This window comes from Variovorax sp. IB41, assembly GCF_016405905.1.
In the GTDB taxonomy this organism is placed as follows: domain Bacteria; phylum Pseudomonadota; class Gammaproteobacteria; order Burkholderiales; family Burkholderiaceae_C; genus Variovorax.
Genome location: NZ_JAEFCB010000002.1, coordinates 316,105 through 339,565 on the forward strand (window position 1 = coordinate 316,105; position 23,461 = coordinate 339,565).

A 23,461-nucleotide genomic window follows, 5' to 3' on the forward strand; every position below is an offset into this window, starting at 1 on the left:
GAAAAAAGCGGGGCCGGCCATGCGGCCGCTATTTGGGTGCCGTGCCGTCGCCGCCGCTCGGCGCGGGCGTGCCGCCGGAGGAGGCACCGCCCTGGCCGCTCATGCCGCCCACGGCTGCGCCGCCTTCGGACGGGCCTTTGTGGGCGGAGGTGGGATCGACCTTGTCGCCGGAGTCGGCGGGCTTGACGCCGCTCGGGCTGGCGCCGGTGCTGGAAGAGGGCGCCGCGCCGCCCGCAGCCGCGGTGGGCTTGGGATCGCAGGCGCTCAGGAGCAAACCCAGGGCCAGGCAAAGGCCGACGGTTTGCAAGCGCTGACATCGTGACATCGACACTCCTTGTGGGGGAAGGCGGTCCGGCTGTTTTTATGGCCTCTGGTGTTGCCGACACTGGCAACAAGATGCTTTTTTCGCATCATGCGACAGCATGCCGCCGCGATCAAGGGCCTCGGAGGGCGCAATAACCCTTGAATCCGCCTGTCGCGTTAGGCGTCGGCTATCGTTCGCGCCATGACCGACTCCCTCCGCCTTGGCTGGCGCACCCTCTGGCGCGACCTGCGCGCCGGCGAGCTGCGCCTCTTGATCGTTGCCGTGCTGCTGGCCGTGGCCGCACTCACGGCCGTCGGCTTCTTCGCCGACCGGCTGCAGGGCGGGTTGAAGCGCGATGCGCGGCAGTTGCTGGGCGGCGATGCGGTGATCGTGAGCGACAACCCGACGCCCGAGGCCTTCATCGCGCAGGCCAGATCGCTGGGCCTGGAAGGCACCGCCACCTATGGCTTTCCCACCATGGCGCGGGCCGACGACGTGCAAGGCGGCGCGAGCAAGCTGGTGGCGTTGAAGGCGGTGACCGCGGGTTATCCGTTGCGCGGCAACCTGCAGACCTCGACCACCTTCGCCGGGCCGGGCGCGATCACGCGCGACATCCCGCCGGCCGGCGAGGCGTGGGTCGATGCCTCGCTGCTCGATTCGCTGGGCCTGAAGATCGGCGACCCGCTGCTCCTTGGCGACACGAGCCTGCGCGTGGGCCGCATCATCACGCTGGAGCCCGACCGCGGCGCCGGCTTCATGAGCTTTTCGCCGCGCGTGATGCTCAATCAGTCCGACGTGGCCCGCACCGGCCTCGTGCAGCCGGCCAGCCGCGTGGGCTACCGGTATGCGGTGGCGGGCAGCGATGCGGCGGTCAAGCGCTTCACCGATTGGGCCGAGGCCAGCATCAAGAAGGGCGAGTTGCGCGGCGTGCGGCTCGACTCCTTCGAGGGCGGCCGGCCCGAGATGCGCCAGACGCTCGACCGCGCCGAAAAATTCCTCAGCCTCGTCGCGCTGCTCGCGGCGCTGCTCTCGGCCGTGGCCGTGGCGCTGGCCGCGCGCGGCTTCGCGGCCAGCCACCTGGACGACTGCGCGATGCTGCGCGTGCTCGGCCAGAGCCAGCGCACCATCGCGATGGCCTATGCCTTCGAGTTCGCGGTGATCGGCCTCGTGGCGAGCGGCATCGGCGTGGCGATCGGCTTCGCGGTGCACTACGTGTTCGTGCTGCTGCTGGCCGGGCTGGTGGAGACCGCGCTGCCCGCCGCCACGTTGTGGCCGGTGGCGTTCGGCCTCGGCATGGGGCTCACGCTGCTGTTCGCCTTCGGCCTGCCGCCGGTGCTGCAGCTGGCGCGCGTGCCGCCGCTGCGAGTGATCCGGCGCGACGTGGGCGGGCTCAAGCCCGCATCGCTCGCGGTGCTGGGGATCGGCGTGGCGGGTTTCGCCGCGCTGCTGATGGCGGCGAGCAGCGACATCAAGCTGGGCCTCATCGCGGTCGGCGGTTTCGCGGGTGCCGTGGCCGTGTTCGCATTGCTCAGCTGGCTCGCGGTGAAGGTGCTGCGCCGCAGCGTCAACGAGACCACCGCGCCGCGCTGGCTGGTGCTGGCCACGCGGCAGATCTCGGCGCGGCCGGCCTATGCCGTGGTGCAGGTCAGCGCGCTCGCGGTCGGCCTCCTGGCGCTGGTGTTGCTGGTGCTGCTGCGCACCGACCTCGTCGCGAGCTGGCGCAAGGCCACGCCGCCCGATGCGCCGAACCGCTTCGTCATCAACGTGATGCCGGACCAGAGCGATGCGTTCCAGAAGTCGCTGCGCGATGCGGGCGTGGGCAAGTTCGACTGGTACCCGATGATTCGCGGCCGCCTGGTCGCCATCAACGACAAGCCGGTGACCCCCGACGACTACGTGGAAGACCGCGCCAAGCGCCTGGTGGACCGCGAGTTCAACCTGAGCAACGCCATGGAGGCGCCTGCGCACAACAGCATCACCGCGGGCGCGTGGAAGCCCGGTGCGGCGGGCGAAGTGAGCGTCGAAGAAGGCCTGGCCGACACGCTCGGTTTGAAGCTGGGCGACACGCTGCGCTTCGACATCGGCGGCATGCAGAACGACGCGCGCATCACGTCGCTGCGCAAGGTCGACTGGGGTTCGCTGCACGCCAACTTCTTCGTGATGTACACGGTGGCGTCGCTGCCCGACGTGCCGGTCACCTACATGGGCGCCTTCCGCGCGCCCGAGACGCGCGGCTTCGACAACGCGCTGGTGCGCAGCTACCCGAACGTGACCAACGTGGACATGAGCGCGACCATCAACCAGGTGCAGCGCGTGCTCGACCAGGTGATCCGCGCGGTGGAGTTCCTGTTCGGCTTCACGCTCGCGGCGGGGCTGGTCGTGCTCTTCGCCGCGGTGACTGCGACACGCGAAGAACGTGCGCGCGAGTTCGCGGTGATGCGCGCGGTGGGCGCGCGCGCGAGTCTGTTGCGGCAGGTGCAGCGCGCCGAGCTGATCGGCGTGGGCCTGCTCGCGGGCTTTCTCGCGAGCATCGTGGCCTCGGTGATCGGCTGGGGGCTCGCGCGCTACGTGTTCGAGTTCACCTGGACCGCATCGCCGCTCGTGCCCGTCGCGGGCGCGCTGGCCGGCGCGGTGCTCGCGCTGGCGGCGGGGTGGTGGGGCCTGCGCGACGTGCTGCGCCGGCCGGTGGTCGACACGCTGCGCCGCGCGGCCGAATAGGCACCGGCAACGACGTACAGTTTTTTTCTTTCGCGATCGGCAAGACGGGGCCGGGGATGCAATACATTCCCCGGCCCCGTATCCATTTCAAGAAGAGAAATTCCTGCATGCGCTTGGCGTCATTCCAGATCACCAACTTTCGCTCGATCAACGACAGCGGCCCCATCGACTCCCCACAGATCACGGCGATCCTCGGTCGAAATGACAGCGGCAAGTCGAACCTGCTGCGCGCGCTGCACAGCCTGAACCCGGCCGAAGGCCTCATCGAACTCAGTCCGATCAAGGACTTTCCGCGGCACCGGCGCCTGGAGGAATGCCAGGGCGACACGCCCGTCGTCGCAACGCGCTGGGCGCTCGACGAGAGCGAACGCGCCGAACTCAAGGCCATCCTTCCGCGTGCATCGGACGTGCGCCACGTCACCGCGGGCCGTGGCTATGCCGCGATGCGCTGGACCGGCTTCGAGGGCCTCGGCGAACTCTCGCTCGACGTGTCGGACATCAAGGGCAAGGTCCGCAAGATCGTGCCCGCCGTCAAGGCCGCTGCCGAGAAGGTCGCGGAAGGCGCCCGCGCCACGCTGGAACAGGAAGCCGATGCCTTCGATGCCGCGATGATCCCGAGCCCCGACTACATCAGGTGGTCCGAAGGCGCGGTGAAGGCGCTGCAGGCCTTGCGCAAGGCGATGGCCGCGGCCGATGCCGAGCTCAGCGACAAGCAGGAGCAGATGCTGGCCGAGCTGGAGGACATGGCCCGCGCGATCGCCAACGACACGCCCGCGCTCGCGAAGGCCAGGCAATGGGTGCTCGAGAAACTGCCGCGCTTCGTGTACGTGGACGAATACCCCGCGCTGCCCGGCCGCCAGAACATCGCCGACCACCTCGTGCGCAAGGGCTGGGGCCAGGCGACGCCCGAGCAGCGCAGCTTCGAGAAGCTCTGCAAGGTCGCGGGGCTCGATCCGCAGCAACTGCAGGACCTGCTCGAGAAGAACGACCAGGCCACGCGCAACCAGCTCGCGAACCGCGCCGGCTCGGTCGTCACGTCGGAGATCCGCCGCGTATGGAAAGACCGCGAACTCAAGGTCCGCTTCAACCTCGACGGCCCGTACATGGACACGCTGGTGTCCGACCCGAACGGCGCCTACGAGGTGGAGGTGAACCTGGACGAGCGCAGCCGCGGCTTCCAGTGGTTCTTCTCGTTCTACATCACGTTCTTTGCGGACACGCGGGGCGCGGGCGACGCGATCCTGCTGCTGGACGAGCCCGGCCTGCACCTGCATGCGCACTCGCAGGCCGACCTGCTCGCACACTTCGAACACGACTTCGGCAACCAGATCGTCTACACGACGCACTCGCCGTTCATGGTGCCCGTGCACCGGCTGGATGCGGTGCGCACCGCCAGCATGAGCGAGGCCGCGGGCACGACGGTGAGCAACAAGGCCGAAGGCGATGCGCGGACGCTCTATCCGTTGAAGGCGGCGATCGCGCTGGCTCGGGCGAATGCAGCGCCTGTCGAGGCACCATCGGGAACAGCCGGCGAGCAGGCGGAGAGCCCGCTGGCGTACGTGGCATAAGCCTGCGTCGCACCTCTCAGGCGGCGGATACGTTCGATCTCAAACGGCGCCGACCATGCGCCGCATGAGCAGGCCCTTCAAGTCTCTTCGCGTGTCGCAGACGAGGTGGTTGTAGGCGACATCCACCCGTGCTTCGTAAATGATGCGGTTCATGCCCGAGATGACTTGCCGGTACTGGGCCGCGTTCAGATTTTCCAGCTCCTCCGGAATTCGGCCCGCCAGGGGATGCGCTTGGATCATCGCGACGGATTGCTTGATCTTTTCGTAGCTCGCCGCCCAGGTTTCCGTGCTGAAGTTGTAGCGCCGCAGGTCCTTCAGGTCGGCCTCGGCGGACCGCAGGAACACAACCTTCATGGGGTGTGTTCTTGGTCCAGGTCGGCGAACACTTCGTCCGCAGGCCGGAATTGGCCCTGCTCAATTTCGCGATTGCCGAGCGCCAGGACTTTCAGGAGGGCGAGGGTCGCTTCCTGTTCTTCGTAAGAGCGCACATCCATCACCACGAGCTTGGCCTCGCCGTTCTGGGTAATGACCATGGGCTCGCGGGTGTCCGAGAGGGTCTTCACGATGTCCGCGGCATGGCTCTTGAGATAGCTGATGGGTTTGACCTGCGTGGAGAAATTCATTGCGCTCTCCCTGTGGTGGTTGATCGGACTGGTTATGGTCTGAATTCGGTTTTCTCCTGCTGAACGCCGCGTACAGCGTCATGGCTCATGTCCGGCCGCCTCGAAGATGTCGCGCAGCCACTGCGTGAACACGCGCACGCGCGCCGACAGCTGGCGGTTCTGCGAATACAGCACTGTCACCGGCATCGGCGGCGGCGCGAAATCGGGCATCAGCACTTTCAGCCGGCCGTCCGCGAGCTCGGCGGCCACGCGGTAGCGCGGCACCTGCACCAGCCCGAGCCCCGCGACCGATGAGCCCGTGTAGAGATCGGTGCCGGTCACCGAGACGGTCGCCGGCAGGTCCACGGTCGTCACCTGGCCATTCACCGTGAATTCGAGCGGCACCACCTTGCCCGTGCCGCTGGAGATGTAGTTGACCGCGCGGTGCGAGGCCAGCGCTTCGATGCTGTCGGGCTCGCCGTAGCGCGCGAGGTAGTCGGGGCTCGCGACCGTCACCTGCGGCAGCAGCGCGACGCGCCGCCCGACCATCGACGAGTCCTGCAGCGTGCCCGCGCGCAGCACGCAGTCGACGCCTTCGCGCACGAGGTCGACGAGCCGGTCGTCCTCGCCGATGTGCAACTGCAGCTCCGGGTAACGCGCGAGAAATTCCGGCAGCGCCGGCACCACGAAGTGCCGCGCGAGCGTGCCCTGCAGGTTCACGCGCAGCAGGCCCTTGGGCGCCTCGTTGCGGAACGACCCTTCTGCCTCTTCCATGTCGGCCAGCAGGCGCACGCAGCGGCGGTAATAGGCCTCGCCGTCCTGCGTGAGGCGCACGGTGCGGGTGGTGCGCTCCAGCAGGCGCGTGCCGATGCGCTCTTCCATGCGCTTGATGAGCGTGGTGACGGTGGCGCGCGGGATCTGCAGGTCTTCGGAGGCCTGCGTGAAGCTCTGGCGCTCGGCGATGCGCACGAAGGCCTGCATTTCCTGGAAGCGGTCCATGGGGGCGCGCGTGCTGGCTATTGTTTAAGTGAATGGAATTGTATTGGCGATTTGCGGGTGATTATCTTTTGGACGGAACGATCGATCATTCGTCTCACCAACCAACCACTGCAAAGGAATCGCACCATGACCACCACCAGCAACACCATCCGCAACGCCCGGGTCGCCATCGTCACCGGCGCATCGCGCGGCATCGGCGCCGCCGTCGCGCAGCGCCTCTCCAAGGACGGCTTCGCCGTCGCCGTCAACTACGCCACGGGCTCGGCGCAGGCCGATGCGCTGGTCGCCGAACTCACGGCAGCCGGCGGCAAGGCCATCGCGGTCAAGGCCGACGTGGCCAGCGCCGACGAAGTGCGCGTCATGTTCGACACCGTCGAGGCGCAGCTGGGCAAGGTCGACGTGCTGGTCAACAACGCCGGCGTGCTCAAGACCGTGCCGCTGGCCGACCACACCGACGCGCTCTACGACCAGACCTTCGACATCAACGTGCGCGGCACCTTCAACACGCTGCGCGAAGCGGCCACGCGGTTGAACGAGGGCGGGCGCATCGTCAACTTCTCGAGCACCACGCTCGCGCTGAACATGCCCGGCTACGCGATCTACAACGCCACCAAGGCGGCGGTCGAGGCCTTCACGCACGTGTTCGCCAAGGAACTGCGCGGCCGCAACGTCACGGTGAACGCCGTGGCGCCGGGCCCGATCGCGACCTCGCTCTTTCTGGACGGCAAGACCGACGAGCAGATCCAGGCCTTCGCCAAGATGCCGCCGCTGCAGCGCCTGGGCCAGCCGGAGGACATCGCCTCGGTGGTGGCCTTCCTGGCCGGTCCCGATGCGGGCTGGGTCAACGGCCAGATCCTGCGCGCCAACGGCGGCGTTGCCTGAATCCGCTCATTCATTCACCTGTTCGACCCAACCCGATCTCTCGGAGAAACACCATGCAAAAGCAAATCATCCTGGTCACCGGCGCAGGCACCGGCATCGGCAAGCTCAGCGCGCAATCGCTGGCGGAAGCCGGCCATGTGGTCTACGCGTCGATGCGCGACATCGCGGGCCGCAACAGTGGCCGCGCCGCCGAGATGCGCAGTTACGCCGCGGCCCACGGCCTGCAGCTGCACCCGCTCGAACTCGACGTGCTCTCGCAGGCATCGGCCGATGCCGCCGCCGCCACCATCGTGCGCGAGCAGGGCCACATCGACGTGGTGATGCAGAACGCCGGCCACCTCGTGGTCGGTCCGACCGAGGCCTTCACGCCGGAAGAGATCGTCAAGGTGTTCGACACCAACGTGCTCGGCGCCCAGCGCGTGAACCGCGCGGTGCTGCCGTACCTGCGCAAGCAAGAGTCCGGCTTGATGCTGTGGATCAGCAGCAGCACGACCAAGGGCGGTTTCCCGCCGTTCATGGGCCCCTACGGCGCGGCCAAGGCGGCGATGGATTCGCTGGCCGTCACGCTGGCCTACGAGATCGCGCGCTTCGGCATCGAGACCTCGATCATGGTGCCCGGCGCCTTCACCCAGGGCACCGACCACTTCCCGAGCGCCGGCAAGCCCGCCGACGCTGCCACCACGGCCGCCTACGGCCGCTACGACGGCGTGATGGACCGGATCGGCCAGAGCCTCTCGGCGCTGATGCCCGACGACGCCGATCCGCAGGCTGTGGCCGACGAGATCGTGCGCATCGTGGGCCTGCCGGCCGGCCAGCGCCCGATGCGCTCGGTGATCGACTTCGTGGGCGATGGCGCCAAGGAAGTGTTCGAGGTGTCGGAGCGCGTGCGCATCGACTTCGCGCACCGCATCGGCATGGGCGACCTGCTCGAAGCGAAGATCAAGCGCTGAAAGCCGGGGAGGGCGTCACGAAAATCCGGTGGATCTTCCTGTCCAATAGCGGCATGGACTATCCACCGAACGAGCTCGCGGAGCGCCTGACCGAACTCGAAATCAAGTCGAGCTACGCCGACGACCTGCTGGAGCAGCTGAACATGACGATCTACCGGCAACAGCAGCAGATCGACAGCCTGATCCAGCAGGTGGCGCACCTGCGGCAGCAGAGCCAGAACGCGGGGCAGGATGGCGCGGCGCGTAACCTGCGCGACGAACTGCCGCCGCACTATTGAAAGAGAAAGCTCAGCCGTGCGAGTGCCAGAGCACGGCGAAGAAATGGCAGGTGCTGCCGGCCAGCACGAAGAGGTGCCACACCGAATGGGCGAAGCGCACCTTGTTGTCGAACAGGAAGACGACGGCACCCGCGGTATAGAAAAGCCCACCGGCCACGAGCCAACCCAGCCCCGCCGGTGACATGCGCTCGTACAGCGGCACCGCCGCCATCAGCGCCATCCAGCCCATCGCCACATAGAGCCCGGTCGACCACAGCGGATGCTGCAACCGGTTGAAGAGCTTGGCGCCCACGCCGAGCGCGGCGGCGGCGCAGATCGCGCCGAACAGCGTCCACCCCCACGGCCCGCGCAGCACGCCGAACAAAAAAGGCATGTAGCTGCCCGCGATGAACAGGTAGATGGCCGCGTGGTCCAGCCGATTGAACCAGGCCTTGGCGCGGCCGATCGGCAGCGCGTGGTACAGCGTGGAGATGAGATACAGCACGATGGCCGTGCCCGCGAAGAGCGAGACGCCAACCACGCTCGCGGCCTGGCCCTTCTGCGCGGCGCTGTAGACCAGGATCGGCAGCGAGGCGATCGCCAGAGCCAGCCCGAGGCCGTGGCTCAGGGCGTTGAAGAGTTCTTCCATCGCGGTCTGGTCGCGGGCCGCGGAGGCTGGCTTCTTTGAGTCGGCGGGAAAGGGCTGCGGCTGCACGGGCGGGCTATTCGTCATCAGGAACAGAACCTCTGGAATCGGTTTTGGTTCCGCAATGCGCGCGAAACCGGCAGATCATGTTACTTGACCTGCTGTTTGCCAAGTTTGCGCGCCAATGTGCGCCGATGCATGCCGAGCCGCCTTGCAGTCTCGGAGATATTGAAGCCGGTCTCGGCCAGCATCTCGTGGATGCGCTCCCACTCGAGCGTCTTGATCGAGGTCGAGCGGTTGGTCAGCTCCACCTCGGTGGTGCCGGCGGCGCGGCCGAAGGCGGCCTCGATGTCGTCGGTGTTCGAGGGCTTGGCCAGGTAATGGCAGGCGCCCAGCTTGATGGCTTCCACGGCGGTGGCGATGCTGGCAAAACCCGTGAGCACCACGATCAGCATCTTCGGATCGTGCTGGTGGAGCATCTGCACGCAGGCCAGGCCCGAGGCCTCGCCGTTGAGCTTCAGGTCGACCACCGCGTAGCCTGGTGATTGATCGGGCGACCGGGTTTCCAGCAGCGCCTGAACCTCGTCGGCATTGCTCGCGTGCACCACCGCATAGCCGCGGCGCTCGAAGGAGCGGCTGAGCGTGCGCGCGAAGGCGCCGTCGTCCTCGACGATCAGCAACTGGCGTGGGGCTTCGGCGGTTTCGGTCATGGCTTTGCTTTGGCGATGGGCTCGAGGGGCTCGGCCGGCGCGACCTCTTCGTCGTCGCCTTCCTCTTCTTCGAGCACGATGGCCGCGAGCGGCAGCGTGACGGTCACGATCGCCCCGCCCTCGGGCCGGTTGCGCGCCGCGACGCGGCCGCCCAGGGTGCGCGCCACGTTGGCGACAAGGAACAGCCCGAGCCCGCCGCCCGGTCGGCCCTTGCTCGACTGGTAGGGCTTGCCGAATTCCTTGAGGATGGCCGGCAGGAAGCCCGGGCCGGCGTCGGTGACCGCGATCGTCAGCGCGTCGGCATCGTGCGACGCTTCGAGGCGCAGCCAGTGCGGCGAGGCCTCCAGGGCGTTGTCGAGCACGTTGCAGATCATCTGCTTGAAGGCCGAGTCGGAGACCATGGGCAGGTCCTGGCCGAAGCGGTTGTCGTAGTCGAACTCCTCGACCGGGCGCGTGGCGCGCCATTCCTCCACGAGGTCGTCCAGGAAGGTGCTGACCGTGGTTTCCTCCGACGATTCGCCGCGCGCCTCGCCGGCCGACAGGAGGATGCCGCTCACGATGCTCTTGCAGCGCTGGATCTGCAGTTCCATCTCGGCCACTTCTGTCAGCAGCTCGGGGTCGGAGCTGAAGTGCGGCAGCCGGCGCCAGTCGCCCAGGATCACCGCCAGCGTGGCCAGCGGCGTGCCCAGCTCGTGCGCGGCGCCCGAGGCGAGCAGGCCCATGCGCACGATGTGCTCTTCTTCCGAGGCGCGCTGGCGCAGGTCTGCCAGCCGCGCATCGCGCGCGCGCAGGTTGCCGCTGATGCGGGTGATGAAGATCACCAGCAGCGCCGCGTTGAGCGCGAAGCACACCAGCATGCCCTGGATGTAGGGGCTCCAGAGGCCCCGGTGGTGGTCCAGCGGCAGCGCGAGCGGGCGCGAGAACAGCGCCAGCCCCGCGAAGCACAGGCTGGTGATGACCACGATGGTCCAGGTCGACCAGGCCTTCAGCAGCACAGCGCCCAGGATCACCTGCAGCAGATACAGAAAGACGAACGGGTTGGTCGCGCCGCCGCTCAGGTAGAGCTGCGCCGTGAGCGTGGTCACGTCGACCAGAAGCGCGAGGAACAGCTCTCCATTGGTCACCCGGCGGTGGGTGCGCGAGCGCAGCAGGCTCACCATGTTGAAGAGCGCGAGACAGGTGAGCACCTGCAGCATGTTGTCCAGCGGCAGCCGGATGCCGAAGCCGTAGTGCACCACCAGGATGGTGGCCACCTGCCCGACCACCGCGAACCAGCGCAGCTGGATCAGCTGCTGCATGTTCTTGTGGCCGGTGGCGTTGTCCAGGCTCGCCACGCCGGCGCGCGGGGCGTGCAGCTCGCCCGCGACCGCTGCCACGGTTTCAGTCGCGATGCGCATCGGGGCGGGGGCGGGGGTCGGCATGGGCCGCATTTTCGCCGCTGCCGCCGGCAAGCCTTGCGGCGCGCCTGCGCCCGTCGCGCCAGACGAACCATGCGGCGCCCAGCACCATCAGCGCGAGGCCGTACCAGGTGAGGGCGTAGACGAGATGGCTGTTGGGGAAGGCGATGACCGTGAGGCCGCGCACCGGGTAGTCGACTGTCTCGGCAGACAGCGACGGATCGGCTTCGGCATCGACGAAGTAGGGCGCCACGTCACTCAGCCCGCGTGCCGCGCCGATGGCCTGCACGTCGCGCGAGAACCAGCGGTCCGCGGCGGGCTCGTTCTTGCGCAGGAACCCGCCCTTGGGCTCGGTGATGCGCAGCAGGCCGGCAATGGTGACTTCGCCCTTGGCCTCGGTGGCCGCGCGGCTCGCGCGTTCGCGCACTTCGGGTGGCACGAAGCCGCGGTTGACCAGAATCACCGTGCCGTCGGCCGCTTGCAATGGGGTCAGCACCCAGAAGCCTGCGCCGAGCCGCGTGCTGGCTTGCGTGAGGGTTTCCTTGTCGTGCAGGAAGGTGCCGGTGACGTGCAGGTGGCGGTATTCGTCATTGGCCGCGCTCACTTTCGGCCAGTCGGCGCGCGCGGGGGGCTCGGCGGCCGGGGCGTGCACGCGCTGGTCGACGCGGGCGATGAGATCGAGCTTCCAGGCTCGGCGCTCGACCTGCCAGGTGCCGAGCGCGAAGAAGCCGGCAAAGGCCAGCAAGGCAAGGGCTGCCAGCGCGAACCGTTTCACGATGCGAGGCCTTCGGTCTTCGCCACCCGGTCGGGCTGAGCTTGTCGAAGCCTCGCGCCCGCCGGAAGCAGCCCTTCGACAGGCTCAGGGCGAGCGGTTTTCATCACCTCAGGGCATGTTCTTCATGTCGTGCACCGACATCGGCATCATGTTGGTGTTCATGTGGTACATGACCCAGAGCGAACCGGCCAGCGTGATGACCACGAGCACGATCGTGAAGATCAGCGCCAGCATGTTCCAGCCGCTCTCGGACTTGGCGTCCATGTGCAGGAAATAGATCATGTGCACCACGATCTGCACGGCCGCGAAGCCCAGGATCACCAGCGAGGTGGTGTTCGCGCTGGGGATCACCTTGCCCATGACGAGCCAGAACGGAATCGCGGTGAGCACCACGGCCAGCACGAAGCCGGTCATGTAGCCCTTGAAGGTGCTGTGGCTCACGGGGCCGTCGTCGTGATGGGCGTCGTGCCCATCGTGTGCGCCATGGCCGTGGCCGTGCGCGGCTGCGGTGTCGGTGTGGGCGCTCATGCCATCGATCCCATCAAATACACAAAGGTGAAGACGCCGATCCACACGACGTCCAGGAAGTGCCAGAACATCGACAGGCACATCAGGCGGCGGCGGTTCGCGGCGGTGAAGCCGTGCTTGGGCAGCTGGATCATCAGGACGATGAGCCAGATGATGCCGAAGCTCACATGCAGGCCGTGGGTGCCCACCAGCGCGAAGAACGACGAGAGGAACGCGCTGCGCTGCGGGCCCGCGCCTTCGTGCAGCAGGTGCGCGAATTCATAGAGCTCCAGGCCGATGAAGCCCGCGCCCAAGAGGCCCGTGATGGCCAGCCACACGAGCACGCCGCCCATGCGCTTTTTCTGCATCTCGAGCATCGCGAAGCCGTAGGTGATCGACGACAGCAGGAGCAGCGAGGTGTTGATCGCCACCAGCGGCAGGTCGAAGAGATCAGCGCCCGAGGGGCCGGCCGCGTAGCTGCGGCCCAGCACGCCGTACACCGCGAACAGGCACGCGAAGATGAGGCAGTCGCTCATCAGGTAGAGCCAGAAGCCCAGCAGCGTGCCGTTCTCGGGGTGGTGGTCGTTGCCGACGTGGAACAGCTCGAACACGGGCGGCTTGCCGGTGTGGTCGCTGTGGGGGTGCACGCCCGCGGGCGTCTGGAGAGCGGTGGTATCAGACATGGGCAGCTCCCGAGACTCCCGAGACACCCAGGAGGCGCGTGCGTTCGCCTTCGGTGCGAACGACGTCTTCCGCGGGGATGTAGTAGTCGCGCTTGTAGTTGAAGGTGTGCGTGATCACGGCGACCAGCATGGCGACGAAGCCGACGCCCGCCACGAGCCACATCTGCCAGATCAACGCGAAGCCGCAGAGCGCCGCCAGGGCCGCGATGATGAAGCCGGCGCTGGTGTTTTTGGGCATGTGGATCGGGGTGAAGCCCTCGAGCGGACGCTCGTAGCCGCGGCGCTTCATGTCGGTCCAGGCATCGTTGTCATGGATGCGCGGCGTGAACGCGAAGTTGTAGGCCGGCGGCGGCGAGGAGGTCGACCATTCGAGCGTGCGGCCGTTCCACGGATCGCCCGTGGTGTCGCGCAGCGACTCGCGGCGGATGTAGCTCACCACCAGCTGGATGATGAAGGAGGCGATGCCCAGCGCGATCAGCACGGCGCCGAAGGCGGCGATCTGGAACCAGATCTGCAGCGACATGTCCTGGAAGTGGCTCATGCGGCGCGTGACGCCCATCAGGCCCAGGATGTACAGCGGCATGAAGGCGAACCAGAAGCCCACGATCCAGAACCAGAACGAGCACTTGCCCCAGAACGGATCCAGCTTGTAGCCGAAGGCCTTCGGGTACCAGTAGGTGATGCCCGCCAGCATGCCGAACAGCACGCCGCCGATGATCACGTTGTGGAAGTGGGCGATCAGGAACAGGCTGTTGTGCAGCACGAAGTCGGCCGGGGGAACGGCCAGCAGCACGCCGGTCATGCCGCCGATCACGAAGGTGATCATGAAGCCGATGGTCCACATCATGGGCAGCTCGTAGCGGATGCGGCCGCGGTACATGGTGAAGAGCCAGTTGAAGATCTTCGCACCCGTCGGGATCGAGATGATCATCGTCGTGATGCCGAAGAACGAATTCACGCTGGCGCCCGAGCCCATGGTGAAGAAGTGGTGCAGCCACACGAGGTACGACAGGATCGTGATCACGACCGTGGCGTACACCATCGAGGCGTAGCCGAACAGGCGCTTGCCCGAGAAGGTGGAGACCACTTCCGAGAAGATGCCGAAGGCCGGCAGGATCAGGATGTACACCTCGGGGTGGCCCCAGATCCAGATCAGGTTCACGTACATCATGGCGTTGCCGCCCAGGTCGTTCGTGAAGAAGTTGGTGCCGACGTAGCGGTCGAGAGACAGGAGGGCCAGCACGGCGGTCAGCACCGGGAAGGCGGCGACGATCAGCACGTTGGTGCACAGGGCCGTCCAGGTGAAGACGGGCATCTTCATCATCGTCATGCCGGGCGCGCGCATCTTCACGATGGTCGCCAGCAGGTTGACGCCAGAGAGCAAGGTACCGACCCCCGCTATCTGCAACGACCAGATGTAGTAGTCCACCCCCACGTCGGGGCTGAAGAGAATGCCCGACAGCGGCGGGTACGCGAGCCATCCGGTCTTGGCGAATTCGCCCACGAACAGCGACGCCATCACCAGGCCCGCGCCGAAGGTGGTCATCCAGAAGCTGAAATTGTTCAGGAACGGGAAGGCCACGTCGCGCGCGCCGATCTGCAGCGGAACCACGAAGTTCATGAGGCCCGTGACCAGCGGCATCGCCACGAAGAAGATCATGATCACGCCGTGGGCGGTGAAGACCTGGTCGTAGTGGTGCGGCGGCAGGAAGCCCGCGTTGTCGCCGAAGGCGAAGGCCTGCTGGGCCCGCATCATGATGGCGTCGGAGAAGCCGCGCAGCAGCATCACCAGGCCCAGGATGATGTACATGATGCCGATCTTCTTGTGGTCGATGCTGGTGATCCAGTCGCGCCACAGCGTGCCCCACACCTTGAAGTAGGTGATCGCGCCCAGGAGGGCGATGCCGCCGAGCACGACGGCGATGAAGGTCACGAGCAGGATGGGCTCGTGATAGGGAATCGCCTCCCAGGTGAGGCGGCCGAAGACGAGCTTCGTCAGGTCAAGGTTCGCAAGCATCGTGTCATTCTTCGGTGGTGCACATCGCGGTGACGTACTTACGCCGGGGCGAGTTGAGGGTGTCGGGTTGCCAGTTCGGGAGGGCCGCGGTGGCGACGTTGAAGGCGCCGGGCTTGCCCATGCCGCCGTCCGCGTCGATGGCCATCATCTGGCTCATGCACATCTTGTTGCGGTCGACGCAGCGGTTGAGGATGGCGTTGTACAGGTCGGCGTCGACGGTGGCGTAGTGGCGCACCGGTTCGCGCTCGCTGGGCACTTCCAGCTTCATGTAGCCCTCGCGGGTGAGCTCGCCCTCCTTGGAGGTCTTGGCCTTCTCGACCCACTTGTCGAAGTCTTCCTTGTTCAGGCCGTGGAACTTGAAGCGCATGCCCGAGAAGCCCGCGCCGCTGTAGTTGGCCGAGAAGCCTTCGAATTCGCCCGGCTTGTTGATGACCGCATGCAGCTTGGTCTCCATGCCCGGCATGGCGTAGATCTGGCCGGCCAGCGCGGGGATGAAGAAGGAGTTCATCACCGAGGAGGCGGTGATCTTGAAGCTGATCGGCACGTCCACCGGCGCGGCCAGTTCATTGACCGTGGCGATGCCCTGCTCGGGGTAGATGAAGAGCCACTTCCAGTCCAGCGCCACCACCTCGACCACCAGCGGCTTGGTCTCGGGCGAGATCTGGCGCTTGGCGTCCAGGCGGCTCAGGGGGCGGTAGGGGTCCAGCGTGTGGGTGCTGATCCAGGTGATCGCGCCCAGCGCGATGATGATCAGGAGCGGCGCCGCCCAGATCGCCAGCTCGAGCTGCGTGGAGTGGTCCCAGTCGGGGCTGTAGGTGGCCTCCTTGTTCGACTGGCGGTAGCGCCAGGCGAAGAAGATGGTCAGCCCGATCACCGGGATGATGATGATCAGCATCAGCACCGTGGAGACGACGATCAGGCGTCCCTGCTGATTGGCGATGTCGCCGGAGGGGTTCATGAGCACCGTGTTGCAGCCCGCCAGGAAGGCGAGGGGAAGCAAGACGAGCCATCGGCGAAGGGAGTGGAGGGTGGGCATGCCGAAGAGAAAGAAAGAGGTGCGTGGGCTGCGCAAAGACTCCACAATCTACGACCAAAGGGCCTGGCCGCCTATTGGACGTTTTGTCCTATGGCGGGAATCCCCGTTCGGTGAGACGCTTGGAGCCTCTGTTCAATGGTCTACCTTTGTCACTGCCGGTGACACCCGAATTACAAAACGCAATGACGACGACGTCCAGCATCAGTCCGCAAGGCGCACAGCCTGTGCCGAACACGTCCGGAAACGGCGCCAGCCTGAACCAGAGTGGCGACGCCGATCACTCGCACATCGCCCCGGGCGAGATCGCGGTCGGCGTGATCATCGGCCGTGCTTCCGAGTATTTCGACTTCTTCGTCTACGGCATCGCCTCGGTGCTGGTGTTCCCGTACGTATTCTTCCCGTTCGAGCAGCGCCTGGAGGGAATCCTTTACGCGTTCGTGGTCTTCTCGTTCGCCTTCATCGCGCGGCCGTTCGGAACTGTCATCTCGATGGCGATCCAGCGACGATTCGGGCGCGAGACCAAGCTCACGATCGCGCTGTTCCTCCTGGGCACCTCCACCGCCGGCATCGCCTTCCTACCGGGCTACGACAGCATCGGCTTCACCGCGATCGTGCTGCTGTCGGTGTTCCGCTTCTGCCAGGGCCTGGCGCTCGGCGGCTCGTGGGACGGCCTGCCCTCTTTGCTGGCGCTGAACGCCCCGCCGAACCGCCGCGGCTGGTACGCCATGCTGGGCCAGCTGGGCGCGCCCATCGGCTTTTTCATCGCCAGCGCGCTGTTCGCCTTTCTCTATGCGAGCCTGTCGATCAAGGACTTTCTCGACTGGGGCTGGCGCTACACCTTCTACGTGGCCTTCGCGATCAACGTGGTGGCGCTCTTCGCGCGCCTGCGCCTGGTGGCCACCGAAGAGTATTCGCGCCTGCTCGAAGAGCGCGAACTGCAGCCCACCAGCGTGGTCGAGCTGACCCGCTCTCAGGGGACCAACCTCTTGATCGGCGCGTTCGCCGCGCTCGCGAGCTACGCGCTGTTCCACCTGATCACCGTGTTCCCGCTCTCGTGGATCACGCTGTACTCGGACCAGTCGATCACCGAATTCCTGGTGGTGCAGATGATCGGCGCGGTGTTCTGCGCCGGCGGCATCGTGGCTTCGGGCCTGATCGCCGACCGCGTGGGACGCCGTTTCACGCTGGGCGGCCTGGCCGCGCTGATCGCGGTGTTCAGCGGCTTCGCGCCCACGCTGCTCGATGGCGGCCGCCTCGGGCAGGACGTGTTCATCCTGCTGGGCTTCGTGCTGCTGGGCCTCTCGTACGGCCAGGCGGCCGGTGCCGTGACCTCGAACTTCGAGCCCAAGTACCGCTACACCGGCGCAGCGCTCACGGCCGACCTGGCCTGGCTCATCGGCGCCGCGTTCGCGCCGCTGGTGGCATTGGGTCTGTCGGCGCACTTCGGGCTGGCGTACGTCAGCGTCTACCTGCTCTCGGGCGCGGCCGGCACGCTCGCGGCGCTGGGGCTGAACCGGGCGCTGGTGCGCGACTGACCTCGCCGAAGCTGTCGATGAAAAGGGGCCGCTCGGCCCCTTTTTCTTTTCCGTGATCGGGGCGCGTGGTGGCTTAGGATTCGCCCATGTTCGCCGCCGCCATCTTCGACATGGACGGGCTGCTCATCGACTCGGAGCGGCCCATCATGGCCGCCTGGATCGAAGCGGCCCGCACGCTCGACATCGAGCTTTCACACACCCAGTACCTGCAGGTCGTGGGCCTCGCCACCGTGGAGTCCGAGGTGATCCTCGGCACGCTGCTCGGCGGACCCGAGGCCTACCGCCATGCGATCGCGCATGTTCGCAAGCTCTTGCAGCTGGAGCGCTCGGACGGCACACCGCTCTTTCCCATCAAGCCCGGCGCGGCGGAGTTCCTGGCCGCATTGCGCCAGCGCGGCACGCGCTGCGCTGTGGCGTCGTCGTCCACCAGCGGGCAGATCCAGGCCTGCCTCGGCAGTCTCGACGTGCTCCATCACTTCGATGCCTTCGCGGGCGGCGACGAAGTGGCACGCGCCAAGCCCGACCCGGCGCTCTACCTGCTCGCGGCTTCGCGCCTGGGCGTGGACCCGGCAGAGTGCATCGCCTTCGAGGACAGCGAGAACGGCGCCAAGGCCGCGCTGGCCGCGGGCCTGCGCGTGGTGATCGTGCCGGACCTGAAGCACCCGCCCGCGTCGATCGTCGAGCGGGCGTTCCATGTGCTCGCGTCGCTGCACGACGCGACGCCGCACCTGCCGCGCTGGTTCCCCGGCGAACTGCTGCAGCCGTGATCCGGCGCGCGCTGCGCCGAGCCGCGTGCGCAGCACAGGCCGCCGCGTCCTCGCTCACGCCATCGGCGGCAGGCCGGCGAGCAGCTTGTCCAGCGTGATCGGATAGTCGCGCACCCGCACGCCCGTCGCGTTGTAGACCGCATTGGCCACCGCGGCCGCGACGCCGCACATGCCCAGCTCGCCCACGCCCTTGGCCTTCATCGGCGAAGAGATCGGGTCCGTCTCGTCCAGGAAAATCACGTCCTGGTGCGGGATGTCGGCATGCACCGGCACCTCGTAGCCGGCCAGGTCGTGGTTGACGAAAAAGCCATGGCGCTTGTCGAGCGCCAGCTCCTCCATGAGCGCGCCGCCCACGCCCATCGTCATCGCGCCGATCACCTGGCTGCGCGCGGACTTCGGGTTGAGGATGCGGCCCGCGGCGCACACCGCCAGCATGCGCCGCACGCGGATCTCGCCGGTCGCCGCATCGACGCCGACTTCCACGAAGTGCGCCCCGAAGGTGGACTGCTGGTACTTCTTGTCCAGGTCGCCGTACTCGATGCCGTCTTCGGCCGAGAGGCCTTCGGCGCCCGCGGCCTCGGCCAGCGCCACCGAGCGCCCGCCGGCGCGCACCATGCCGTCCGAGAATTGCGCCTCGCCGACGGGCAGGCCCAGCTTGCCCGCCACCGCTTCGCGCAGCTTCATGCACGCGGCATAGACGCCCGAGGTCGAGTTGTTGGCGCCCCATTGCCCGCCCGAGCCGGCCGAGACCGGATAGGCCGAATCCCCCAGCCGCACCGACACCTTGTCCAGCGTCACGCCCATGGTTTCGGCCGCGGTCTGCGCAATGATGGTGTACGACCCGGTGCCGATGTCGGTCATGTCCGTCTCCACCGTGACCATGCCCCGGTTGTCCAGCCGCACGCGCGCGGCCGACTTGGTGAGCAGGTTGTTGCGGAACGCGGCGGCCACGCCCATGCCGACGAGCCAGCGCCCGTCGCGCCGCTGCGCAGGCGCCGCATTGCGCTGGCTCCAGCCGAAGCGCTCGGCGCCCATGCGCAGGCATTCGTTCAGCCGGCGTTGCGAGAAGGGGCGCTCGGGCTTCTCGGGATCGACCTGCGTGTCGTTGAGCACGCGAAACTGCACCGGGTCGAGCTTGAGCTTTTCGGCCATCTCGTCCATGGCGATCTCCAGCGCCATCAGGCCCGGCGCCTCGCCGGGCGCGCGCATGGCATTGCCCTCGGGCAGGTCCAGCACGGCCAGGCGCGTGGTGGTCAGGCGGTTGGCGCCGGCGTACAGCAGCCGGGTCTGGTTGACCGCCGTCTCGGCCTGCCCGCCGGGCAGGTCGCCCGACCAGCCTTCGTGCGCGATGGCGGTGATGCGCCCGTCCTGCGCTGCGCCGATGCGGATGCGCTGGATCGTGGCCGGCCGGTGCGTGGTGTTGTTCATCATCAGCGGCCGCTGCAGCGCCACCTTCACCGGGCGCTTGGCCGCGCGTGCGCCGAGCGCGGCGAGCACCGCGTCCGCCCGCACGAAGAGCTTGCCGCCGAAGCCGCCGCCCACGAAGGGCGAGACCAGGCGCACCTTGTCCTTCGCGATGCCCAGCGTCTTGGCGACGTCGCCGACGCCCCAGGCGATCATCTGATTGGAGGTCCAGATCGTCAGCTTGTCGCCCTGCCACTGCGCGATGGAGGCGTGCGGCTCCATCATCGCGTGCGATTCGTCGGGCGTGGTGTAGGTGGCGTCCAACTGCACGGGCGCCGCGGCGAATGCGCCCGCGAAATCGCCGGTCTTGGTCTGCGGCTCGCCCGAGAACGGATTGGGCTTGGGCATCTGCGCGCCCTCCTTCTCTGCGGCCAGGTCGAAGCGGCCGGGCGAACGCTCGTACGCGATGCGCACCAGCTGCGCCGCGGCGCGCGCCTGCTCGAAGGTGTTTGCGACCACCAAGGCCACCGCCTGGTGGTAGTGGTCGACCTCGGGGCCTGCGAGCAGCTTGGCGGTGTTGAAGTCGCCCTTGCCCAGCTTGCCGGCATTGCGCGCGGTGACGATCGCCAGCACGCCGGGCGCGGCTTGTGCTGCGGCCAGGTCCATCGAGGCGATGCGGCCTTTGGCGATGCCTGCGCCCACGACATAGCCGTAGGCCGCGCGCGGCACCTCGGTGTTGCGTTCGTAGGCGTAGCGCGCGGTGCCGGTGGTCTTGAGCGGACCGTCGATCCGGTCGGTCGGCTTGCCGATGACCTTCAGCTGGTCGATCGGGTTGGTGGTGGCGGGTGTGTCGAATTTCATGCTCAGCTCCTGGCCTGTGCCAACGCCGCGGCCAGCGCGCGTTCGGCCAATGGCAACTTGAATGCGTTGTCGTGGGTGGGCTGCGCGTCCGCGAGCAGCGTGGCCGTGACCGCCTTGGCGCCTTGCGGCATCGCGGCCTCCGCCGCTTCCACGCGCCACGGCTTGTGCGCGACACCGCCCAGCGCAACGCGTCCCGATCCGTCGCGCTGCACGATGGCCGCGACCGAAACCAGCGCGAAGGCGTAGGAGGCCCGGTCGCGGACCTTGCGGTAGATGTGCGTGCCGCCGATGGGCTTGGGCAGCGTGACGCCGGTGATGAGCTCGTCCCGCTCGAGCGCCGTCTCGATGTGCGGCGTGTCGCCGGGCAGGCGATGGAAGTCGGCGATCGGGATCACGCGCGTGCGTCCGTCGGGTCGAACCGTTTCCACGGCCGCGTCCAGCACGCGCATCGCCACCGCCATGTCGCTCGGGTTCGTCGCGATGCAGGCCTTGCTGCCGCCGACGACCGCGAGCTGGCGCGTCACGCCGCCGATGGCGCTGCAGCCGCTGCCGGGGCGGCGCTTGTTGCAGGGCTGGTCGGTGTCGTAGAAGTAGGCGCAGCGCGTGCGCTGCAGCAGGTTGCCCGCGGTCGTGGCCTTGTTGCGCAGCTGGCCCGAGGCGCCCGCCAGGAGGGCCCGCGAGAGGATGCCGTAGTCGCGCCGGATGCGCTCGTCCGCGGCCAGGTCGGTGTTGCGCACCAGGGCGCCGATGCGAAGGCCGCCCTCGGGCGTCGGCGCGATCCGGTCCAACGCCAGGCCGTTCACGTCCACCAGGTGCACCGGGGCCTCGATCTGCAGCTTCATCAGGTCCAGCAGGTTGGTGCCGCCGGCGATGAACTTGGCGCCGGGGTTCGCGGCAATCGCCGCCGCGGCCTGCGTGGCCGATTGCGCGCGCTCGTAGGTAAAAGGTTTCATGCCCGGCTCCCGGCCACCTCGGTGATGGCTTCCACGATGTTGGAATAGGCGCCGCATCGGCAGATGTTGCCGCTCATGCGCTCGCGAAGCTCCTCGGCCGAAAGGATCGGCCTGGCAGTGAGGTCGGCGCTCACATGGCTCGGCACGCCGCGCTTGACCTCGTCGATCACCCCTACGGCCGAGCAGATCTGGCCCGGCGTGCAGTAGCCGCACTGGTAGCCGTCGTGCTTGACGAAGGCGGCCTGCAGCGGGTGCATGTTCTGCGGCGTGCCCAGCCCCTCGATGGTGGTGACCTGCGCGCCGTCGTGCATGACCGCGAGCGTGAGGCACGAATTGATCCGCCTCCCGTCCACGATCACCGTGCAGGCGCCGCATTGGCCGTGGTCGCAGCCCTTCTTGGTGCCGCTCAGGTGCAGGTGCTCGCGCAAGGCGTCCAGCAAGGTGGTGCGGGTGTCCAGCTCCAGCGGGTGCGCGGTGCCGTTGACGTTCAGCGACAGCTTCATCCGGGGCGAGGGGCCCGCCGGTGGCGCGCTCGAGGCCGGCGCGGCCACGGCGGGCGTGGGCGACGACACCGCGGCCGCGGTGGCGGTCGCGGCGCTGACGATGAGGGCGTTGCGTCGCGAGATCAAGGGGATCGTGGGGCTTTCCATGGGGGCTCCTGTCGTTCGGGGTTCGGAGGGGGCGGATGCGCGTCGGCAATCACTGCTGATATCGCGAGCCTGCTGCGATGGCAATAGGAGACCGGCTGCTCTTGCCGGTCGATTTGCCGACATCGTGGGGCGCGGCTGGGCGCGGGCCCTTCAAAGCATTCTTCTGGAGCGGGTCGCGCATCGATAGCGCATTTCGCTCCTTTTCTTGCCTATTCCGATGAACTCGAAACGCCGTGCGCCGCCACCGCGGGGCTCGCTGTCCCGCCCCGCAGCACCTCGACGTCTCTCTTGGGCGGTGCGCCGAACAGCCGGCTGTATTCGCGGCTGAACTGCGACGGGCTTTCGTAGCCGACCTTGAAGGCGGCGGTGGCTGCGTCGAAGTGTTCGTTCAGCATCAGGCGCCTGGCCTCGTTCAATCGCAGCCACTTCTGGTACTGCAGCGGGCTCATCGCGGTGAGCTGGCGAAAGTGATGGTGAAACGTGGGCGCGCTCATCTGCACGCGGCCCGCCAGGTCTTCCACGCGAAGTGGCGAGGCGTAGTTCAGCTTGAGCCAGTCGATGGCCCTGGCGATCCGGTGGCCCTGCCCGTCCACCGCGGCGATCTGGCGCAGCTTGGCGGACTGGTCGCTCATGAGCAGCCGGTAATGGATTTCGCGGTGGATCAACGGCGCGAGAACCGGAATCGCGTCGGGTTCATCGAGCAAGTCCAGCAGCCGCGCGATGGGCGCCAGCAGCGTGGGCGTTGCCGTGCCGATTCCCACGCCGACGCCCAGCTCGGCGCGGCGGCCACGAGGCGGCTGCAGGCTGCCTTGCGCGGCCAGTTCGGCCAGCGTGCGCACGTCCAGCTTCAGCACCATGCCCAGGCACGGCTGCGCCGCGCTCGCGCTGCGCACCTCGGAATTGGCGGGCATGTCCAGCGAGGTGACGAGAAAGCGCGAGGTGTCGTACGGGTAGGCCGCGCCGCCCACCCACATCTGCTTGGCGCCCTGCGCAACGAGCACGATGCTGGGCTCGATCATGCAGACGACCGGCGGCGCGGGCGCGTCGCGCCGAAAGAAGCTCAGGCCGGCGATCGGCGTGTCGCAGTCGCCCATGCGCGGCATGCGCGCGCCGATGATCCGCGCCATCGCTTCATGCGGCGATGTGCTTGGAGCGAGGGTGTCGTGAGGACCGGGCGTCATGTCGGCGAGGCTTGCGCGAGCACTCTACCCGCGGGCCCGTGCGCGATCCACAAAAAGCG

Annotated in this window: 23 protein-coding genes; 7 read left to right on the forward strand and 16 right to left on the reverse strand. The window is 67.6% G+C overall.

The window, feature by feature from the left end:
• Nucleotides 1-28: 28 nt before the first annotated feature.
• On the reverse strand, nt 29-307 hold the full coding sequence (locus tag JC881_RS08225; RefSeq protein ID WP_233101642.1) for a hypothetical protein: 279 nt from the start codon (nt 305-307) through the stop codon (nt 29-31).
• A 198-nt stretch (nt 308-505) separates the two neighbouring features.
• Between JC881_RS08225 and JC881_RS08230 the strand changes: the two genes are divergently transcribed.
• Together JC881_RS08230 and JC881_RS08235 are read left to right on the forward strand one after the other, a co-directional pair.
• On the forward strand, nt 506-3,022 hold the full coding sequence (locus tag JC881_RS08230) for an ABC transporter permease (protein WP_198785227.1): 2,517 nt from the start codon (nt 506-508) through the stop codon (nt 3,020-3,022).
• Between the two features lie 107 nt (nt 3,023-3,129).
• Complete coding sequence (locus tag JC881_RS08235) at nt 3,130-4,590, forward strand: AAA family ATPase (protein WP_198785228.1); 1,461 nt, start codon at nt 3,130-3,132, stop codon at nt 4,588-4,590.
• Nucleotides 4,591-4,629: 39 nt separating this feature from the next.
• On the opposite strand, the gene JC881_RS08240 is transcribed toward JC881_RS08235, so the two are convergent.
• The 3 genes from JC881_RS08240 to JC881_RS08250 form a co-directional block, all read right to left on the reverse strand.
• Nucleotides 4,630-4,944: a type II toxin-antitoxin system RelE/ParE family toxin gene (locus JC881_RS08240; protein ID WP_198785229.1), complete on the reverse strand. Its 315-nt coding sequence runs from the start codon at nt 4,942-4,944 to the stop codon at nt 4,630-4,632.
• Nucleotides 4,941-5,213: a type II toxin-antitoxin system Phd/YefM family antitoxin gene (locus JC881_RS08245; protein ID WP_198785230.1), complete on the reverse strand. Its 273-nt coding sequence runs from the start codon at nt 5,211-5,213 to the stop codon at nt 4,941-4,943. Before JC881_RS08245 ends, JC881_RS08240 begins: the two co-directional genes overlap by 4 nt.
• Nucleotides 5,214-5,291: 78 nt before the next feature.
• A complete protein-coding gene (locus JC881_RS08250; RefSeq protein ID WP_198785231.1) occupies nt 5,292-6,191 on the reverse strand; it encodes a LysR family transcriptional regulator in 900 nt (299 codons plus the stop codon).
• A gap of 126 nt (nt 6,192-6,317) precedes the next feature.
• Here JC881_RS08250 and JC881_RS08255 point away from each other — a divergent pair, with 126 nt between their 5' ends.
• From JC881_RS08255 to JC881_RS08265, 3 genes are read left to right on the forward strand one after another with little or no spacing between them, the layout of a single operon-like run.
• Nucleotides 6,318-7,073, forward strand: coding sequence for an SDR family oxidoreductase (locus JC881_RS08255; RefSeq protein WP_198785232.1), 756 nt, complete (start codon nt 6,318-6,320; stop codon nt 7,071-7,073).
• 53 nt (nt 7,074-7,126) lie between these two features.
• Nucleotides 7,127-8,023 (forward strand): SDR family NAD(P)-dependent oxidoreductase, encoded by an 897-nt coding sequence (locus JC881_RS08260; RefSeq protein WP_198785233.1) that lies wholly within the window; start codon nt 7,127-7,129, stop codon nt 8,021-8,023.
• 53 nt (nt 8,024-8,076) lie between these two features.
• On the forward strand, nt 8,077-8,301 hold the full coding sequence (locus JC881_RS08265) for a SlyX family protein (protein WP_042580573.1): 225 nt from the start codon (nt 8,077-8,079) through the stop codon (nt 8,299-8,301).
• A 10-nt stretch (nt 8,302-8,311) separates the two neighbouring features.
• On the opposite strand, the gene trhA is transcribed toward JC881_RS08265, so the two are convergent.
• From trhA to cyoA, 8 genes are all read right to left on the reverse strand, one after another.
• The gene (gene trhA, locus JC881_RS08270) at nt 8,312-9,013 is read right to left on the reverse strand and encodes a PAQR family membrane homeostasis protein TrhA (protein ID WP_198785234.1); all 702 of its coding nucleotides are present in this window, start codon (nt 9,011-9,013) and stop codon (nt 8,312-8,314) included.
• Nucleotides 9,014-9,075: 62 nt separating this feature from the next.
• A complete protein-coding gene (locus tag JC881_RS08275) occupies nt 9,076-9,636 on the reverse strand; it encodes a response regulator transcription factor (RefSeq protein WP_198785235.1) in 561 nt (186 codons plus the stop codon).
• Nucleotides 9,633-11,033, reverse strand: coding sequence for an ATP-binding protein (locus JC881_RS08280; protein WP_198785310.1), 1,401 nt, complete (start codon nt 11,031-11,033; stop codon nt 9,633-9,635). Before JC881_RS08280 ends, JC881_RS08275 begins: the two co-directional genes overlap by 4 nt.
• Complete coding sequence (locus JC881_RS08285) at nt 11,017-11,808, reverse strand: SURF1 family protein (protein ID WP_198785236.1); 792 nt, start codon at nt 11,806-11,808, stop codon at nt 11,017-11,019. Before JC881_RS08285 ends, JC881_RS08280 begins: the two co-directional genes overlap by 17 nt.
• Before the next feature lie 108 nt (nt 11,809-11,916).
• Complete coding sequence (gene cyoD, locus JC881_RS08290; protein ID WP_198785237.1) at nt 11,917-12,336, reverse strand: cytochrome o ubiquinol oxidase subunit IV; 420 nt, start codon at nt 12,334-12,336, stop codon at nt 11,917-11,919.
• Nucleotides 12,333-12,998 carry a cytochrome o ubiquinol oxidase subunit III gene (gene cyoC / locus JC881_RS08295; protein ID WP_198785238.1) on the reverse strand — a complete coding sequence of 222 codons (666 nt, stop codon included), beginning with the start codon at nt 12,996-12,998 and terminating at the stop codon, nt 12,333-12,335. Before cyoC ends, cyoD begins: the two co-directional genes overlap by 4 nt.
• Complete coding sequence (cyoB, locus tag JC881_RS08300) at nt 12,991-15,015, reverse strand: cytochrome o ubiquinol oxidase subunit I (RefSeq protein WP_198785239.1); 2,025 nt, start codon at nt 15,013-15,015, stop codon at nt 12,991-12,993. The genes cyoC and cyoB overlap by 8 nt, the downstream gene beginning before the upstream one ends.
• 4 nt (nt 15,016-15,019) lie before the next feature.
• Entirely contained in the window at nt 15,020-16,051 is a 1,032-nt protein-coding gene (cyoA, locus tag JC881_RS08305; protein WP_198785240.1) for a ubiquinol oxidase subunit II, read from the reverse strand.
• A gap of 182 nt (nt 16,052-16,233) precedes the next feature.
• On the opposite strand from cyoA, the gene JC881_RS08310 reads away from it, so the two are divergent.
• Entirely contained in the window at nt 16,234-17,586 is a 1,353-nt protein-coding gene (locus JC881_RS08310; protein ID WP_198785241.1) for an MFS transporter, read from the forward strand.
• A gap of 86 nt (nt 17,587-17,672) precedes the next feature.
• Nucleotides 17,673-18,353, forward strand: coding sequence for an HAD family hydrolase (locus JC881_RS08315; RefSeq protein ID WP_198785242.1), 681 nt, complete (start codon nt 17,673-17,675; stop codon nt 18,351-18,353).
• 54 nt (nt 18,354-18,407) lie between these two features.
• On the opposite strand, the gene paoC is transcribed toward JC881_RS08315, so the two are convergent.
• The 4 genes from paoC to JC881_RS08335 all read right to left on the reverse strand — a co-directional run bounded on the left by paoC (nt 18,408) and on the right by JC881_RS08335 (nt 23,402).
• Entirely contained in the window at nt 18,408-20,618 is a 2,211-nt protein-coding gene (gene paoC / locus JC881_RS08320) for an aldehyde oxidoreductase molybdenum-binding subunit PaoC (protein ID WP_198785243.1), read from the reverse strand.
• A 2-nt stretch (nt 20,619-20,620) separates the two neighbouring features.
• Entirely contained in the window at nt 20,621-21,571 is a 951-nt protein-coding gene (locus JC881_RS08325) for an FAD binding domain-containing protein (protein WP_198785244.1), read from the reverse strand.
• Nucleotides 21,568-22,221: an aldehyde dehydrogenase iron-sulfur subunit PaoA gene (paoA, locus tag JC881_RS08330; RefSeq protein ID WP_198785245.1), complete on the reverse strand. Its 654-nt coding sequence runs from the start codon at nt 22,219-22,221 to the stop codon at nt 21,568-21,570. The genes JC881_RS08325 and paoA overlap by 4 nt, the downstream gene beginning before the upstream one ends.
• Nucleotides 22,222-22,430: 209 nt before the next feature.
• Complete coding sequence (locus JC881_RS08335; protein ID WP_198785246.1) at nt 22,431-23,402, reverse strand: AraC family transcriptional regulator; 972 nt, start codon at nt 23,400-23,402, stop codon at nt 22,431-22,433.
• Nucleotides 23,403-23,461: the final 59 nt, after the last annotated feature.

Bases quoted from the DNA above. Each gene is read 5' to 3' on its own strand.
- JC881_RS08315 (WP_198785242.1), top strand. From the start codon at position 17,673: ATGTTCGCCGCCGCCATCTTCGACATGGACGGGCTGCTCATCGACTCG.
- paoA (WP_198785245.1), bottom strand. From the start codon at position 22,221: ATGGAAAGCCCCACGATCCCCTTGATCTCGCGACGCAACGCCCTCATC.
- JC881_RS08240 (WP_198785229.1), bottom strand. From the start codon at position 4,944: ATGAAGGTTGTGTTCCTGCGGTCCGCCGAGGCCGACCTGAAGGACCTG.
- cyoD (WP_198785237.1), bottom strand. From the start codon at position 12,336: ATGAGCGCCCACACCGACACCGCAGCCGCGCACGGCCACGGCCATGGC.
- JC881_RS08250 (WP_198785231.1), bottom strand. From the start codon at position 6,191: ATGGACCGCTTCCAGGAAATGCAGGCCTTCGTGCGCATCGCCGAGCGC.
- JC881_RS08275 (WP_198785235.1), bottom strand. From the start codon at position 9,636: ATGACCGAAACCGCCGAAGCCCCACGCCAGTTGCTGATCGTCGAGGAC.
- JC881_RS08260 (WP_198785233.1), top strand. From the start codon at position 7,127: ATGCAAAAGCAAATCATCCTGGTCACCGGCGCAGGCACCGGCATCGGC.
- JC881_RS08280 (WP_198785310.1), bottom strand. From the start codon at position 11,033: ATGCGCATCGCGACTGAAACCGTGGCAGCGGTCGCGGGCGAGCTGCAC.
- JC881_RS08325 (WP_198785244.1), bottom strand. From the start codon at position 21,571: ATGAAACCTTTTACCTACGAGCGCGCGCAATCGGCCACGCAGGCCGCG.
- cyoA (WP_198785240.1), bottom strand. From the start codon at position 16,051: ATGCCCACCCTCCACTCCCTTCGCCGATGGCTCGTCTTGCTTCCCCTC.
- JC881_RS08265 (WP_042580573.1), top strand. From the start codon at position 8,077: ATGGACTATCCACCGAACGAGCTCGCGGAGCGCCTGACCGAACTCGAA.
- cyoB (WP_198785239.1), bottom strand. From the start codon at position 15,015: ATGCTTGCGAACCTTGACCTGACGAAGCTCGTCTTCGGCCGCCTCACC.
- JC881_RS08230 (WP_198785227.1), top strand. From the start codon at position 506: ATGACCGACTCCCTCCGCCTTGGCTGGCGCACCCTCTGGCGCGACCTG.
- cyoC (WP_198785238.1), bottom strand. From the start codon at position 12,998: ATGTCTGATACCACCGCTCTCCAGACGCCCGCGGGCGTGCACCCCCAC.
- trhA (WP_198785234.1), bottom strand. From the start codon at position 9,013: ATGACGAATAGCCCGCCCGTGCAGCCGCAGCCCTTTCCCGCCGACTCA.
- JC881_RS08255 (WP_198785232.1), top strand. From the start codon at position 6,318: ATGACCACCACCAGCAACACCATCCGCAACGCCCGGGTCGCCATCGTC.
- JC881_RS08245 (WP_198785230.1), bottom strand. From the start codon at position 5,213: ATGAATTTCTCCACGCAGGTCAAACCCATCAGCTATCTCAAGAGCCAT.
- JC881_RS08235 (WP_198785228.1), top strand. From the start codon at position 3,130: ATGCGCTTGGCGTCATTCCAGATCACCAACTTTCGCTCGATCAACGAC.
- JC881_RS08335 (WP_198785246.1), bottom strand. From the start codon at position 23,402: ATGACGCCCGGTCCTCACGACACCCTCGCTCCAAGCACATCGCCGCAT.
- JC881_RS08310 (WP_198785241.1), top strand. From the start codon at position 16,234: ATGACGACGACGTCCAGCATCAGTCCGCAAGGCGCACAGCCTGTGCCG.
- paoC (WP_198785243.1), bottom strand. From the start codon at position 20,618: ATGAAATTCGACACACCCGCCACCACCAACCCGATCGACCAGCTGAAG.